The sequence below is a fragment of the Variovorax robiniae genome, from assembly GCF_037889955.1.
In the GTDB taxonomy this organism is placed as follows: Bacteria; Pseudomonadota; Gammaproteobacteria; order Burkholderiales; family Burkholderiaceae_C; genus Variovorax; species Variovorax robiniae.
On record NZ_JBBKZS010000011.1, the window covers coordinates 12,506 to 26,525 of the forward strand.

At 66.5% G+C, this 14,020-nt stretch carries 14 protein-coding genes; 10 read left to right on the forward strand and 4 right to left on the reverse strand.

Annotated elements, in window-relative coordinates; all coding sequences use genetic code 11:
• Positions 1 to 35 precede the first annotated feature (35 nt).
• The 3 genes from WKW79_RS22930 to WKW79_RS22940 are packed head-to-tail and all read right to left on the reverse strand — an operon-like array spanning position 36 to position 2,971.
• The gene (locus WKW79_RS22930; protein WP_340337516.1) at positions 36 to 1,238 is read right to left on the reverse strand and encodes a CaiB/BaiF CoA transferase family protein; all 1,203 of its coding nucleotides are present in this window, start codon (positions 1,236 to 1,238) and stop codon (positions 36 to 38) included.
• Between the two features lie 14 nt (positions 1,239 to 1,252).
• Positions 1,253 to 2,011: an SDR family NAD(P)-dependent oxidoreductase gene (locus tag WKW79_RS22935; RefSeq protein ID WP_340337517.1), complete on the reverse strand. Its 759-nt coding sequence runs from the start codon at positions 2,009 to 2,011 to the stop codon at positions 1,253 to 1,255.
• On the reverse strand, positions 2,012 to 2,971 hold the full coding sequence (locus WKW79_RS22940) for a Bug family tripartite tricarboxylate transporter substrate binding protein (protein ID WP_340337518.1): 960 nt from the start codon (positions 2,969 to 2,971) through the stop codon (positions 2,012 to 2,014).
• 139 nt (positions 2,972 to 3,110) lie between these two features.
• Between WKW79_RS22940 and WKW79_RS22945 the strand changes: the two genes are divergently transcribed.
• Positions 3,111 to 3,992: an SMP-30/gluconolactonase/LRE family protein gene (locus WKW79_RS22945; RefSeq protein WP_340337519.1), complete on the forward strand. Its 882-nt coding sequence runs from the start codon at positions 3,111 to 3,113 to the stop codon at positions 3,990 to 3,992.
• On the opposite strand, the gene WKW79_RS22950 is transcribed toward WKW79_RS22945, so the two are convergent.
• The gene (locus WKW79_RS22950; protein WP_340337520.1) at positions 3,989 to 4,897 is read right to left on the reverse strand and encodes a LysR family transcriptional regulator; all 909 of its coding nucleotides are present in this window, start codon (positions 4,895 to 4,897) and stop codon (positions 3,989 to 3,991) included. The genes WKW79_RS22945 and WKW79_RS22950 overlap by 4 nt on opposite strands.
• Positions 4,898 to 4,998: 101 nt before the next feature.
• Here WKW79_RS22950 and WKW79_RS22955 point away from each other — a divergent pair, with 101 nt between their 5' ends.
• The 9 genes from WKW79_RS22955 to WKW79_RS22995 are packed head-to-tail and all read left to right on the forward strand — an operon-like array spanning position 4,999 to position 13,960.
• Entirely contained in the window at positions 4,999 to 6,090 is a 1,092-nt protein-coding gene (locus WKW79_RS22955) for an LLM class flavin-dependent oxidoreductase (RefSeq protein WP_340337521.1), read from the forward strand.
• 25 nt (positions 6,091 to 6,115) lie between these two features.
• On the forward strand, positions 6,116 to 7,045 hold the full coding sequence (locus WKW79_RS22960; protein WP_340337522.1) for a flavin reductase: 930 nt from the start codon (positions 6,116 to 6,118) through the stop codon (positions 7,043 to 7,045).
• 24 nt (positions 7,046 to 7,069) lie between these two features.
• On the forward strand, positions 7,070 to 8,239 hold the full coding sequence (locus WKW79_RS22965; protein ID WP_340337523.1) for an acyl-CoA dehydrogenase family protein: 1,170 nt from the start codon (positions 7,070 to 7,072) through the stop codon (positions 8,237 to 8,239).
• A 2-nt stretch (positions 8,240 to 8,241) separates the two neighbouring features.
• Positions 8,242 to 9,354, forward strand: a complete 1,113-nt coding sequence (locus WKW79_RS22970) for an acyl-CoA dehydrogenase family protein (protein ID WP_340337524.1) — start codon at positions 8,242 to 8,244, stop codon at positions 9,352 to 9,354.
• A complete protein-coding gene (locus WKW79_RS22975) occupies positions 9,351 to 10,112 on the forward strand; it encodes an enoyl-CoA hydratase/isomerase family protein (protein WP_340337525.1) in 762 nt (253 codons plus the stop codon). The genes WKW79_RS22970 and WKW79_RS22975 overlap by 4 nt, the downstream gene beginning before the upstream one ends.
• Before the next feature lie 2 nt (positions 10,113 to 10,114).
• A complete protein-coding gene (locus WKW79_RS22980; RefSeq protein WP_340337526.1) occupies positions 10,115 to 12,283 on the forward strand; it encodes an acetate--CoA ligase family protein in 2,169 nt (722 codons plus the stop codon).
• Positions 12,280 to 13,038, forward strand: coding sequence for an SDR family NAD(P)-dependent oxidoreductase (locus WKW79_RS22985; RefSeq protein WP_340337527.1), 759 nt, complete (start codon positions 12,280 to 12,282; stop codon positions 13,036 to 13,038). The genes WKW79_RS22980 and WKW79_RS22985 overlap by 4 nt, the downstream gene beginning before the upstream one ends.
• Positions 13,035 to 13,403 (forward strand): VOC family protein, encoded by a 369-nt coding sequence (locus tag WKW79_RS22990; protein WP_340337528.1) that lies wholly within the window; start codon positions 13,035 to 13,037, stop codon positions 13,401 to 13,403. Before WKW79_RS22985 ends, WKW79_RS22990 begins: the two co-directional genes overlap by 4 nt.
• A complete protein-coding gene (locus tag WKW79_RS22995; protein ID WP_340337529.1) occupies positions 13,400 to 13,960 on the forward strand; it encodes a nuclear transport factor 2 family protein in 561 nt (186 codons plus the stop codon). Before WKW79_RS22990 ends, WKW79_RS22995 begins: the two co-directional genes overlap by 4 nt.
• Positions 13,961 to 14,020 lie beyond the last annotated feature (60 nt).

Below are 14,020 nucleotides of genomic sequence, written 5' to 3' on the forward strand. Positions count from 1 at the left end.
AAAGCTGCTTTCCGTCTATTGCAAGCGAGCGAATGTCAGCGGATGACTTTCTGCGCCTGAAGCGAGCCCAGCCGGCCCTCGTCGATGCCCAGCAATTCGTGCAGGACCTCGCCCGTGTGCTGCCCGAGGTCCGGCGGCGTGTGGCGCACGCCGCAACGAGCACCATCGATGACGTAGGGCGGTGCATGGATCGCCTGCGCCCCGGCTTCGGGATCGTCGAAGTGATGCAAAACCTGCGTCTGCGTCGTCCGCTCGGTCTGCATGGCTTCGTAGAGCCCCAGCACCTCGCCGCAAGGAATACCCGCCATGCGCAAGCGGGCCAGGAGTTCCGCGCGCGTGTGCGCGCGGATGCACGTTTCCAGAATGGGAATCAGCGCCTGGCGGTGCTTTGCGCGTTCGGTGTTCTTCTCGAAGCGGGGATCGCTGGCGAGCTCCGGTCGCTGGATGACGTCGATGCAGAACTTCCTGAACTGGCCGTTGTTTCCGACGGCAATCACGAGCGGCCCATCCGCGGCTTCGAACACGCCATAGGGGACGATGGACGGATGTGAATTGCCGAACTTGGCGGGGTCGCATTTGTTCGCCCATGCGGTCAGCCCGTAGTAGGACCCGATCATCATGCCGCTGTCGTAGAGCGACATCTGGATGTGCCGGCCCCGCCCGGTGCGGTTGCGCTCGTGCAGCACCGCGAGGATGGCCTGGGCCGCGTACATGCCGGTGAACATGTCGACCGCCGCGACGCCGAATTTCAGTGGTCCCTGGCCTTCTTCGCCGTTGGTCGCCATGAGGCCGCTCTCGCCCTGGACCACCAGGTCGTAGCCCGGTCGGCTGCGTTCGTCGCCGAGCACCGAGTAGCCGGAAATGGAGCAGTAGATCAGGCCGGGGTTGCGTTCGCTCAGGGCCTCGTATCCGAGCCCCATCTTCTGCGCGCCACCGTACTTGAAGTTCTGGATGACGATGTCCGAGCGTGCCGCGAGGTCGCGCGCGAGTTCGACACCTTCCGGCGTCTGCAGGTCGATGCAGACCGACCGCTTGTTGCGGTTGCAACTGTTGAAGTAGGACGTGTTGTGGCGTCCGATGCGCAAGCCCCAGTCGCGGGTGTCGTCGCCACGCTCAGGATGCTCGACCTTGATGACGTCGGCTCCGAGATCGGCAAGGGCCATGGCGCACAGGGGGCCGGCCATGACCCGGGACAAGTCGAGCACACGGAGGCCGGAAAGCGGTTGCATGGGGGTCATCGAGTTTTCCTGCTTCAGTTTGCGACGTACCCGCCGTCCACCGGCAGGATGGTGCCGGTCACATAGCGGGCCTGTTCGGAGGCCAGGAACACGACCGGCCCGGCGATGTCGTCGGGCTCGGCCGGACGTCCCAGCAAGGTGCGATCGACCATCCGGCCATGGCGCTTGGCGTCCTGCGCGATGTGGCGGGTCATCGGGGTCATGACGAGACCCGGTGCCACGGCGTTGACGCGCACACCATGTGCGCCGAAGTCGCGCGCAAGGAACTTCGTGAGTTGGCCGACCGCGCCCTTGGACGCGCCGTAGGCAAGATGCGCTCCCGTCGCCACGAGCGTGGTGATCGACGCCACGTTGACAACCGCACCCCTGGTGCGCCTGAGGCTCTCCGCGCAAGCCATGGTCAGGTTCAGCACGCCCTTGACGTTGACCGCCATGACGCGGTCGATGTCCTCGCCGAGGGCTTGCGCGTCCTGCTGGGTGCGTTGGCCGCTGACGCCGGCATTGTTGACGAGGACGCCGACCGGCCCCCACGCTTGATCGAGATCGGCAACGATCGCCGCGCATTGGGTCGCGTCGCGCACATCCAGCGCGTAGGGTCGCACGCGATCTGGCGGGCCGCCGCTCTCTGCCGCGGCCTGTTGCGCCTTGCCAAGCTCAAGGTCCGTCAATGCCACGCGACAGCCGGCCTGCAGCAGGCGGGTGGCAATGGCTTGGCCGATGCCCTGGCTGGCGCCGCTGACCAGGGCCACGGTGTTCGGAAACATGGCGTTCATTCACTGGGCCTGCTTGGGCAGTTCGAGGCGCTGCAACAGCGGGATCCACCGCGCGCTCTCGGCCTGCACGTACTTCGCGAACTCGTCAGGCGTGCCGCCCCGCGGCTCCATCCCGCTGGCGCGGGCGCGGTTGATGAATGCGGGATCGGCAAGCACCTGGTTGACGGTGCGGTTCAGGCGCTCGACCACGTCCTTGGGGGTGGCCGCGGGCGCGGAGAGGCCATACCAGAGCAACGCCTCGATGTCGTAGCCCTGTTCCTTGAAGGTGGGCGCCTCGGGCACCTGGGGCAGGCGCTTGTCGCCCATCACACCGAGCACGCGCATCTTGCCGGCGCGAATGTGCTGTTGTGGACCGGTGATGGAAGTGCCCTGGATGTCGATCTGGCCGCCCAGCAGTGCCTGCAGGCCCGGCGAGTCGCCGTTGAAGGGGATATGGGTGGTGCTGATGCCGGCCATGTTCTCGAAGGCCATCGGCGCCAGGTTGGTCAGGATGGAGGCGCCTGGCGAACCCCGGTTGATCTTGCCGGGGTTGGCCTTGGCGTAGGCCACCATCTCCTTGATGTTCTTGTAGGGCAGGTCCATGCGGGCGACCACGATCGTGGGCTGGTACGCGATCTGCGTCACGGGCGCAAAGCTCTTCACCGGGTCGTAGGGCAGCTTGTCGTACATGACCGAATTCGTGGCCAGCGTGCTCAGCGACGACATCAGCAGCGTCTGGCCGTCCGGCCGCGAGCGCGCGACATAGTCGGCGGCGACGATGCCGCTGGCCCCGGGCTTGTTCTCCACGATCACCTGGAGGCCGTGCTGGGTCAGTTCGCTCGCGAGCAAACGCGCGTACTGGTCGGTGCCGCCGCCGGCGGCAAACGGGACGACGATCCGGGTGGGTTGCTGGGCCTGGGCCGCGCCGAATGCGGCCGCCAGGCCAAGAAGCAAGGCGCCGAGGTGTTTGCGAAATGGCATGTCAAAGTCTCCTGATTGGGGGCTTCCGCCCTGTCGATTCAGTCTAGGTGGCGCTGGGTCCGCCGATGCTGCACAGCATGAAAAGGTGCTTTGCAGGTCGCGATGCTGGCCATGGGCGATCGGTCGGCACACTGCGTCCATGACCGTTGCGATCACCAGAATCGGGGAAACGAAGGACCAGCTGGGCGAGAGCCCCTGCTGGGATGCGGACGCGCAGGCGGTCTGCTGGATCGATGCCCTAGCGGGCACGCTTTGGCGACTGGCCCCTGATTCAGGGGCACCGGAGCGGCATGCCATCCCGGGACCGGTCGGATCCATCGCGCCGTGCCGCAGTGATGCGGTCGTGGTGGCGTTGCGCGACAGCTTCGCGCGCTATGACTTTGGGTCGCGCTCGCTCGAGGTGCTGGCCGTCGTCCCCATCGATCATCCGGATGTCAGGCTCAACGACGGCAAGTGCGATGCGGCGGGCAACTTTGTCGCAGGCACGATGCACATGAACCGCGCGCCAGGAGCGCGCGTGTTGGGTGGCCTCTATCGACTGAGGCCCGATCGCAGCGTGGAACAGCTGGCCGACGACATCGGATTTGCCAACGGTCCATGCTTCAGTCCCGACGCACGCACGCTCTACCTGGCCGACAGCCTCGAGAGAACGATCTGGGCCTACGACTACGATCCACGCGGCCCGTTGCGCAACAAGCGTGTATTCACCAGGACGGACCGCTTCGACTCCGGGCCCGACGGTGCCACGGTCGATGAAAAGGGCTTCTTGTGGACCGTGCTGACGCGCGCCGCCAAGCTCGCCCGCTTCGCACCCGACGGTTCGCTGGAGCGCCTGGTGGACGTCCCCGCGACCTATCCGACCAGCCTCTGCTTCGGCGGCCCGCGCTTCGAGCAGCTCTACCTGACGACGATCTCGCGGAGCACGCGACTCGAAGGATCGCTTCCGGGCGATGGCGGTCTCTTCCTGGTCGAGGGGCTTCCGGCGGCGGGCAGGGCGCCGCATCGCTTCGCGGACAGTTAGACGCCGTCCTCCCGCAGCGCGTCAGCCACGAAGTCGACGAACGCGCGAACCTTGAGCGGGAGTGCGCGGCTCTGGCGGAACACCGCGAAGATGCCGTTGGAAAAGCCCCGCACGGCGAAGCGGTAGTCGGGCAACAGCCTGACCAGCGTGCCGTCCTGCAGGTTGCTTCGCACCGTGGGCTCCGACAGCAGCGCGATGCCCATGCCGCCGAGGGCGGCCAGCCGCAGGAGTTCGCCGTTGTTGGCGCTCAGCACACCCTGGATCGGCAGCTCCTGTTGCTCGCCTTGCTCGTCGACGTACTTCCAGCTCGTGGCCTCGTGCTCACGCCGGTAGGTGAGGCAGCGCACATCCGGCAGGTCGGTGGGATGCTTGATGCGCGAATAGATTTTCAAGAACGCAGGGCTCGCCACCAGGACCTCGTCGCTGGACAGCAGCCGCTTGATGACGAAGCCCGAGTCGTTCGATTCGCCGGTGCGGATGTCGACGTCGAAGTCCTGCTCCACGAGGTTGACCGGATGTTCCGAGAGTTCGATCTCGACACGGATGTCGGGATAGCGCTGGGCAAAGCGCGGCAGCAGCGGCGCCACGACCCGCAGGCCGAGGTGCGTGCGCGAATGCACCCGCAGTCGGCCCTCCGGTCGCTGGCGGGAGTTCCGCGCGGCCTGCTCCGCTTCGGCCATGGCCTCCAGCACCACCTCGGCCCGCTCGATGAAGGCCTGCCCGGCTTCGGTCATCTTGAGGTTGCGGCTGGTGCGATCCACCAGTTGCACACCCAGTTCCTCCTCGAGCGCGCTGATGCGCCGCGAGATGGTGGCGGGCGAGAGGCTGAGGCTGCGGGCCGCCGCCGAGAGGCTGCCCTTGCGCTGTGTGGTCACGAAGATGCGCAGCGAATCGAGGGCTTTCATTTCAAAACACGCAAAGAAGCTGTACGCAGGTTGGTGATCCGCAAGGCGCCTGGATTCCTACGATCGACCCATTCAACACCCATCCCACAGGAGCACAGGCAATGGACTTCGGAATCTTCATTTTGATGCAGCAACGGAACAAGCATAAGACCTCGCACCAGATCCTGCGCGATGCCGTCGAGCAGACACGCCTGGCGGACGAACTGGGCTTCGGCGCCGCCTGGTACGCGGAACATCACTTCAGCAACTACGGCATGTGCTCCTCGCCGCTGACGATGATCGCGCATTGCGCCGCCGTCACGCGCAACATCCGGCTGGGCACGGGCATCGTGGTCGCGCCCCTGTACACCCCGGCGCGCTTGATCGCGGACGTGGCGATGGTGGACCAGCTGTCCAACGGCCGCCTGAACCTGGGCATCGGCTCGGGCTACCAGCACTTCGAGTTCGAGCGTTTCGGGGTTTCGCTGGAAACCGCCAAGGGCCGCACCTTCGAGATCCTGGACATGCTGGAGATGGGCCTGCAGCAGCCCAAGTTCAGCTACGACGGCGAGTTCTACCAGCAACCGATGAGCGCGATCAGCCAGCGCGCTGTGCAGCAGCCCGGGCCTCCGATGTGGATCACCAGCGTCGACCCGGCCTTCGTGACGCGCGCCGTGCGCTCCGGCCATCATGTGTTCGTCTCCGGCGGCGACGGCGGCCTCGAAAAGCTGCACGGCACCCGAGCGCTGATCGACAAGATCGCCAAGGCTGAGGGCAAGGATCCGGCCGGCATCAACGTGGGCCTGCTGCGCGCCGCCTACGCGAGCGACAACAAGGACGAGGTGGAGCGCTACCTGGACTGCGCCCGTTACCAGCGCCGCATCGCCGTCAGCCTCAAGCGCCGCACTGCGCAGATCGCCGATGACTACCAGGTGGAGGAAGGCATCGTCGAAGGGGAGCCGACGCTCGACGAGATGCGCGCCCTGTTGCCCGTGGGCAGCATCGACACCGTGATCGAGCGGGTCGTCAACGAGATCCGCGTGCTGAAGCCGGTCCACTATTGCTTCCAGACCCAGATGGGCGATTTCGATCACCCGACCATGCTGCGCCAGCTCAAGACCTGGGCCGAGGTCATCATCCCCGCGGTCCAGCAAGAAATCGCCAACGACCCGCCGCACCGCAGCCAGCCCGAGCGCGAGCTCGTCGCGGCCTGACCTGAGCTCAGCGCAAGGAGTCGCCATGTCAGAAGTCGCCGAACGAACCGCCATCGAACCGACGCAATTCCGGCAGCTGCTCGGCTGCTTTCCGACGGGCGTGGCCGTCATCACGACGCGCACGGCCGACGGGAAGCCCGCCGGACTGACCTGCAACTCGTTCAGCTCCGTGTCGCTGGATCCGCCGCTCGTGCTGTTCAGCCTGCGCAACGCGAGCAAGCTGCTCGACACCTTCAAGGGTGCCGATGGCTTTGCCATCAACATCCTGTCGGAGCGGCAGGATGCGCTGTCGGGAAGGTTCGCTTCCAGCAAGATCGAGAACAAGTTCGAAGGCGTGGGTTGGCGGTCGGGCCCGAACGGCATGCCGCTGATCAACGAGTGCCTGGCCAGCTTCGAGTGCAGCGTGTTCGCGTGCCACGAGGCCGGTGACCATGTCGTCCTCATCGGCGAAGTGAAGCACATGGATGCGGGCGCCGGCGACCAGGCGCTGGTGTTCTACAAGGGCGCCTACATGATGCTGGCCGAGTCGCTGCGCAACATGGTGCTGCAGGGCAAGCTCGGCGACGCGCACATCGACGAGGCCTACCGCGCGCTCTATGGCACGCTGCTTCGTCTGGCATGCGATCGCGCGACAGACGCCGAGCTGGATGCCGTGGAAGAAGCAGTGGACACGATCGAGGGCCATGCCGACGACGCGCCGCTCAAAGACCGCATCGATTCGGCCAGCCGCTTCTTTTCCGCGGTGGCGACCGCAGGCCACAACGAGGCCCTCACGCTGATGGCACAGACGATGACCTCGGTGCTGCGTGAACGCATGACGCACGTGCTGCCGGTGCGTCCCCGTCCCGACCTGTTCCCCCTGCGCCGCAACATCGCCCATTCCCTGCGCCGGCGCGATGCGGACGGCGCCGCGGCCGCCCTTGACGAGCTGATCACGCAGCTGCGCAAGGGCTGAAGTTCAATAACCCGAGGAGACAAGATGTCCATCGATTACGTCGCCTTCCGGCGCGAACTGGAAGCGTTCGCGCGGAAGTCCTGCCCTGCCGAGATCCGCGCCGTCGTGGCCGCGGGCCAGAAGATCACCAAGCGCGAGTACAAGGCATGGCAGATGATCCTGGCCGCCAAGGGCTGGGGTGCGCCCAGCTGGCCCAGGGAAGCGGGCGGCACCGGATGGGACATCAAGCAACGCCTGATCTTCGAGGAAGTGATGGCGGAGAACGATTGCCCGCCGCTCTATCACCACGGCCTCGGCCACATCGGCCCGGTGATCATCCGCTTCGGCACGCCGGAGCAGAAGGCGCGCTTCCTGCCGCGCATCCTCGATGGGTCGGACTGGTGGTGCCAGGGCTACTCGGAGCCGGGCTCGGGGTCGGACCTGGCGTCGTTGTCCACGAGTGCCCGTCTCGACGGCGACGAGTGGGTCATCAACGGCCAGAAGACCTGGACCTCGCATGCGCATGAAGCCAGCATGATCTACATGCTGGTGCGCACATCCAAGGAGGCCAAGAAGCAGGACGGCATCTCGCTGATCCTCGTGCCGATGGACAGCCCCGGCATCACCGTGCGGCCCATCCGCACGATCGATGGCTGGCATCACCTGAACGAGGTGTTCTTCGACGAGGTACGCGTGCGCGCCGACAACCTCATCGGCGAGGTGGGCAAGGGTTGGACCTGCGCCAAGTTCCTGCTGGAGCGCGAGCGCCTGCCGCCGGCCAATGTGGCCCGACTGGAGCTGGTGCGCCGCCAAGTCGCCCGCCTGGTGGAGGATGCCGGGAAGGCCGCGGCCGGCCGGCGCGATTTCAGCGGCCTGCATCACAAGCTGCTCATGTGCGAGGCGGACGTGAAGGGTGCGCGCGTGATGATGGCGCAGGCCACCGACGACCTGATCCACCAGCGCCCGCTGGGCGTGCAGCCCTCCGCGATCAAGATGACCTGTGCGGACGTGGCCCAGCGCCTGACGTCCATCGCGCTGGATGCTGTCGGCCCCGAGGCTGCGAACCGCTTCCTGGCCGAGACGGATGACGGGAGCGCGGATGTGCCTGCCGCCACCTGGATCCAGAACTACATGTTCACGCGCTCCCGCACGATCGCCGGCGGCACCTCCGAAGTGCAGCGCAACGTGGTCGCCAACGAACTCCTGGGAGCCTGACGATGTCCCCCTCTTTTCCCTCGCTCTTCCCCGGCATGCTGCTCGATTCAGCCAGCCGCTACGCCCAGGACCATGCCGCGGCACAGGGCCTGCAAGGTGATCCTGTCCGCGAACTCGGCTGGACCGCCACGCTCGTGCCTGAGGACTGCGAAGGCGTCGGCGGTACCTTGGCCGACCTGGCCTCGATCGTCGAAGGCCTCGCAACGCATGGCCTCGATCTACCCGTGGTGGAGACCTGCGCCGTGGCGCCGCTGCTGTTGCAGGCAGCGCCGCTCGAGACCGCGCGGCGCTGGCTGGAGGCCGTCGCAGAAGGTAGCGCGAAGATCGCTCCGCTGAGTGCGCTGTCGTCTACGCCAGACGAGATCGTCGTGCAGGCACGCCACCTCGACATCGGCTTCGAACTCGATGGCAGCGTGCAGGGTGTCGACGTCTCGCTGCCGGCCACGCACTTCCTCGTGCCGGCCGTGTCGGATGGCGAATGCGCGATCTTCCTGGTCGATGCAGAACGCATCGGCGCGCCCTCGGCGATCTATCGCTCCATGGAGGGTCGACGCTGCGCCGACTTCACGCTGGCCCGGCTGGCCGTGCCGGAAGGTGCCTGCATCGCACGTGGCGCTGCGGCGAGCGATGCACTGGCAGCGGCGAGCGATGCCGCGCTGCTGCTCACCGCCGCCGACACCGTGGCCGCGCTGGCCGCGCTGATCCAGCAGACGGTCACCCACCTGAAGGAGCGGCGCCAGTTCGGCGTTGCACTGTCCACCTTCCAGGTGCTGCGTCATCGCACGGCCGACATGTACGTGAAGTACCTCGGCGCCAAGGGCCTCGTGATCCACGCCTTCCAGCAGCACGAGCAGAACGCGGCCGACCTGCGCCGCACGCTGCGCCTCGTCAAGGTGTCGCTGGCCGAGTCCGCCCGTGCCTGCGCAGAAGCCGCAATCCAGATGCACGGCGGCATGGGCATGAGCGAGGAAGTGCTGGCCACCCGCCTTGCGCAACGCCTGCTCGCATCGGAGTTCCGCTACGGCGACCGCCTCACGCATGCCGCATATCTGCTGGCGCCGCAGCCAGCCGCCGACCACGGTTCTTTTTCCAATCTCACAGGGAGTGCGCGATGAGCGTCAGCCTCGAAGTTTCCGAATACGTCGCCGTCGTGCGACTCGACAAGCCGCCCGTCAACGCCGTGGACCGCGAGACGCGGCGTCGTCTGATCGAGGTCTTCGACGAGATCTCGGAACGCACCGACATTCGCGTGGCGATCCTCACGGGTACCGGCAAGTACTTTTGCTCAGGCGCGGATCTCAAGGATCGCCCGGACCCCGACAAGGCCGGTGATTTTCTCGGCCATAACCGCCTCACGCGGGAGACCGGCAACGCGATCCGCGAATGCGCCAAGCCCGTCATCGCTGCCGTCAACGGTCCGGCGCTGGGCGCGGGCTTCGGCCTCATGGCTGCGTGCGACATCTTCCTGGCGAGCGAGGACGCGAGCTTTGCCATGCCGGAGATCAACGTGGGCCTGGCGGGCGGCGTCTCGATGCTGCGCACGATGGTCGGGCGCTCCTTCACACGCCGCATGTTCTACACGGGCATGCGCGTCAAGGCCGCCGAGCTGTATCGGCGCGGCGTGCTCGATGAAGTCGTGCCGGCTGAACAACTGCTGCCGCTGGCGATGGAGATTGCGAAGGAGATTGCCAGCAAGGCGCCGCTTGCCGTCGCCTACGCCAAGCAGGCGGCCAACATGATGGACCTGATGCCGCAGCGCGATGGCTATCGCGTCGAACAGAACATCACGATGGCACTGTCGAAGACCGAGGACGCCCAGGAAGCGCGCAAGGCTTTCCTGGAGAAGCGCCAGCCTGTCTACAAGGGGCGCTGAGAATGAAGCACACACCCAATGTTCCTCAATTCGTGACCGCCGTGAAGCCGGTCGAAGCAGGGCGCGGACTCGAGGCGCTGTTCAAGCCGCGATCGATCGCCATCGTCGGCGCATCGGAAGATGTCACCAAGATCGGCGGGCGACCGCTGCAATTCCTGCTGAAGTACGGTTACGCGGGCAGCATCTACCCGATCAACCGCAAGGCTGAGCAGGTGCAGTCGCTCAAGGCCTATGCAAGCGTCGCGGACCTGCCGGAGGCACCCGAACTTGCGGTGGTGGCCGTGCCGCCCGCGAGCGTGCCGCAGGCTGTCAGGGAATGCGCCGCACGCGGCGTCCGTGCGGCGGTGGTGCTCTCCGCCGGCTTCTCCGAAATGGGGGAGGAGGGCAGCAGGCTGCAGGACGAGATCGGCCAGGTCGCCAGGTCCACGGGCATGCGTGTCGTCGGCCCCAACTGCCTCGGTGCGATCGGCGTGCCGGACAAGAGCATCGCGACCTTTTCAGTGGCGCTGGAGTCCTCCTTTCCGGAGCCTGGTCCGGTGGGCATCGTCTCTCAGAGCGGCAACCTGGGCAGCTACACGCTGCGCCTCGCGGCCGAGCGTGGCGTCGGCATCAGCCGGATGCTCACCACTGGCAACGAGTGCGACGTCGACATTGCCGATGCGATCGCCTCGCTGGCTTCCGACCCGGGCACCACCGTGATCCTCTGCTGCATGGAGACCTGCCGAAATGGCGCCAAATTGCAGCAGGCCATGGCGATGGCGCGCGATGCCGGCAAGCCGCTGGTGGTGCTGAAGGTCGGCGTGTCGGAAGCGGGAAGCGAGGCCGCAGCGTCGCACACCGGCGCCCTTGCTTGCTCCGATGCGGTGTTCGACGCCGTGCTGCGCAACGGCGGTGCGATTCGGGTGCCCAGCATCGAGCAACTGCTGGAAGTGGGCCATGCGCTCTCGGTGATCGGACCGGATCAGGCGCCCCGTGGCAACAAGGTTGCGGTCCTGACCGCGTCGGGCGGATTTGGCGTGTTGCTGGCCGATGCCGCCAGTGCGCAGGGCCTCGTCCTGCCCAAGCTGGCCAAAGCGACGCAGGAACGCATCCTGTCGGTCGTGCCATTCGCGGCGCCGTCCAATCCGGTCGACATGACCGCGCAGGTTTCGAGCCGCCCCGAGGTGCTGGCCAGGATCCTGGCTGCCGTGGCGGACGACCCCTCCTGCGACGCCCTGATCCTGCAATCGGCGAATGCATTCCATGTGCCACGACTGCGGGAGGTCTTCCTGTCGGCGCTGGAGCAGGTCCGCAAGGACCATACGTCGCGTCTCATCATCCTGTGCGCCCGCGCGCCCCAGGACGTGCGTGCGCGCTTGAATGCGATGGGCTTTCCGACGGTGGAGGGCATCGATGCGGCCTGCGCGACGCTGGCGGCGCTTGTACGCTTCGGCGCGCGCCAGCAAGCCCGGCAGCCGGCGCCCGCCATCGTGCGCGCGCCCCTGCATGCGCAGGCCTTCGCCACCGAGGCCAGTGCCAAGTCGGCGCTTGCGGAGGCGGGTTTGCCGGTGCTCAAGGAGTGCGTCGTTCAAAGCCGCGAGGAAGCCTTGGCGGCGGCGCGCGACATCGGCTTTCCGCTGGTGTTGAAGATCGTCTCGCCCGACATCGCACACAAGACGGAAGTCGGCGGCGTGGTGGTCGGCGTGCGCTCGGAAGGCCAGTTGGTCGACGACTATGAAGGCCTGCTCGCGCGGGTCGCGCAAAAGGCACCGCAGGCCCGCATCACCGGCGTGCTGGTGGCCCGGATGGCGAATAGCGGGGCGGAACTGATCCTCGGCACCAAGAAGGATCCGATTTTCGGGCCGATGGTGATGGTGGGCCTGGGTGGCATCTTTGCGGAGATCCTGAAGGATGTGGCGCTGAGCCCCGCGCCCGTGGATGAAGCGCAGGCCACCGCGATGCTGCGTTCCCTGAAGGCGTTTGCACTGCTCGATGGCGCGCGCGGCCGCCCGAAGGCCGATGTCCAGGCTGCCGCTCGCGCCATTGCCGCGTTGTCGCGCTTCGCCGCCCGTCACGCCGACGACGTGGTCGAAATCGACATCAACCCCCTGGTGGTGCTCGACGAAGGCGAGGGCGCCTTTGCACTCGACGCGCTGCTGGTTCCGGAACTTCCAGAGAAAGCCAAGTCATGAATTCGTCACTCGAAGGCCGCGTTGCCTTCATCAGCGGCGCGGGCCACGGCATCGGGCGGGCGACCGCGCGCGCCATGGCCGCGCGGGGCGCCACCATCGGCATCAATGACCTGAAGCAGGAGTTTGTCGATGAGGCCGTCGCGGAGATTCGGGCCTTGGGTGGCAAGGCGATCCCGCTGCCGCGCGACGTGAGCACCCGGGAAGGCGTCCGCGAAGCCGTGCTGCGCTTGGCACGCGAGGCGGGGCGGCTCGACATCATGGTCAACAACGCCGCGTGGGTACGCTACCAGCCCCTGGCCGAGATCACGCCGGAGGTCCTGGACCGCATGGTCGAGATCGGCTTCAAGTCGGTGATCTGGGGTATCCAGGCCGCAGCTGAAGTCATGGACGCGCAGCGTGGCGGATCGATCATCAACGTGGCATCCATTGCCGCCTTCAAGGCGCCGATGCGCTCGATGGTCTACAGCGGCATCAAGGCGGGTGTGCTCGGCATCACCCGTGCCGCGGCTGCGGAGCTGGGCTCGCGCAACATCCGCGTCAACGCGGTCGCCCCGGGCGCCGTTCCGACGGAGGGCACGGCCAAGCACAGGAATGCGGACCTCGATGCCAGGCGGATCGGACGCACGCCGCTGGGTCGCCTGGGAACAGTGGAGGACATCGCGGATGCGATCTGCTTCCTTGCGGGCGATGATTCACGCTTCCTGAGCGCGGACGTCCTTCGCCTCGATGGCGGCGCGTCGGAGACTTCGCTGTGAGTACGGTGGCTGCCCCGCCGAAGCGGTTGCAGAGCGTCTTCGTCGTCGCGCAGAGGCCAGGCGAACTGCACGCGTTCTACGCGAACGGCTTGGGCCTGCCGCTGAAGTTCCGCGATGAAGACCGCTGGATCCAATACGGCGTCGGCAACACCAATATTGCGCTTGCGTCGCCACAGGAAGCGGCACCCGCGACCGCCGGCCTCGTGATGGTGCTGGAGGTCGAGGATTTTTCCGGCGCCGAGGAACGAATCACCGCCGCTGGCGGCCAGGTCATCGGCATGCGCGACATGGGCTCGCACGGCGCCGTCCTGTCGCTGCGCGACCCGGAGGGCAACATGGTCCAACTCTTCAAGCGTGCAGGATGAACGCGGATCTTCAGGGCTTGCTGGATCGGGAGGCGATCAGGGAGTGCCTCTTCCGTTACTGCCGCGGCATCGATCGCGCGGACGAAGCCGCGCTGCGCAGCGCCTACTGGGAGGACGCAACGGACTGCCATGGGGCGTGGAACGGGAGCGCGACGGGGTTCATCGACCAGGCGCTGCTCAAGCTGCGCAAAGGAGGCCGTCGTGTGCATCAGGTGAGCAACATCGCCATCGAGATCCACGGCGACTGTGCTGCGGTGGAGAGTGCCTTCCTGGCGCTGCAGGCACCGGCATCTGCTCCCCATCATGAGACGTTTCTATGCGGCCGCTATGTGGATCGTTTTGAACGACGACATGGCGAGTGGCGCATTGCCACGCGGACAGTGGTTTACGACTGGATCGAGGAACGCGACCGCCCGGAGCTGGCCCATGAAGACGTCAGGCTGTTTGGTCGCCGTCAACCGAATGGCAGTGCAGCGCCTTCCGATCCCGTCTACAGGCTGCTGGATGAAATGCGCACGCAGCCGCGCAGTCTGGGCGCGCACGGTTCGACGCGCTGACACCATCGGATCGTCAACGCCCGGATCAAGTGACGTTGCCTCCTGAATGCTGACTTTGGC

Bases quoted from the DNA above. Each gene is read 5' to 3' on its own strand.
- WKW79_RS22970 (WP_340337524.1), top strand. From the start codon at position 8,242: ATGTCCCCCTCTTTTCCCTCGCTCTTCCCCGGCATGCTGCTCGATTCA.
- WKW79_RS22995 (WP_340337529.1), top strand. From the start codon at position 13,400: ATGAACGCGGATCTTCAGGGCTTGCTGGATCGGGAGGCGATCAGGGAG.
- WKW79_RS22945 (WP_340337519.1), top strand. From the start codon at position 3,111: ATGACCGTTGCGATCACCAGAATCGGGGAAACGAAGGACCAGCTGGGC.
- WKW79_RS22980 (WP_340337526.1), top strand. From the start codon at position 10,115: ATGAAGCACACACCCAATGTTCCTCAATTCGTGACCGCCGTGAAGCCG.
- WKW79_RS22930 (WP_340337516.1), bottom strand. From the start codon at position 1,238: ATGACCCCCATGCAACCGCTTTCCGGCCTCCGTGTGCTCGACTTGTCC.
- WKW79_RS22950 (WP_340337520.1), bottom strand. From the start codon at position 4,897: ATGAAAGCCCTCGATTCGCTGCGCATCTTCGTGACCACACAGCGCAAG.
- WKW79_RS22960 (WP_340337522.1), top strand. From the start codon at position 6,116: ATGTCAGAAGTCGCCGAACGAACCGCCATCGAACCGACGCAATTCCGG.
- WKW79_RS22985 (WP_340337527.1), top strand. From the start codon at position 12,280: ATGAATTCGTCACTCGAAGGCCGCGTTGCCTTCATCAGCGGCGCGGGC.
- WKW79_RS22940 (WP_340337518.1), bottom strand. From the start codon at position 2,971: ATGCCATTTCGCAAACACCTCGGCGCCTTGCTTCTTGGCCTGGCGGCC.
- WKW79_RS22935 (WP_340337517.1), bottom strand. From the start codon at position 2,011: ATGAACGCCATGTTTCCGAACACCGTGGCCCTGGTCAGCGGCGCCAGC.
- WKW79_RS22955 (WP_340337521.1), top strand. From the start codon at position 4,999: ATGGACTTCGGAATCTTCATTTTGATGCAGCAACGGAACAAGCATAAG.
- WKW79_RS22975 (WP_340337525.1), top strand. From the start codon at position 9,351: ATGAGCGTCAGCCTCGAAGTTTCCGAATACGTCGCCGTCGTGCGACTC.
- WKW79_RS22965 (WP_340337523.1), top strand. From the start codon at position 7,070: ATGTCCATCGATTACGTCGCCTTCCGGCGCGAACTGGAAGCGTTCGCG.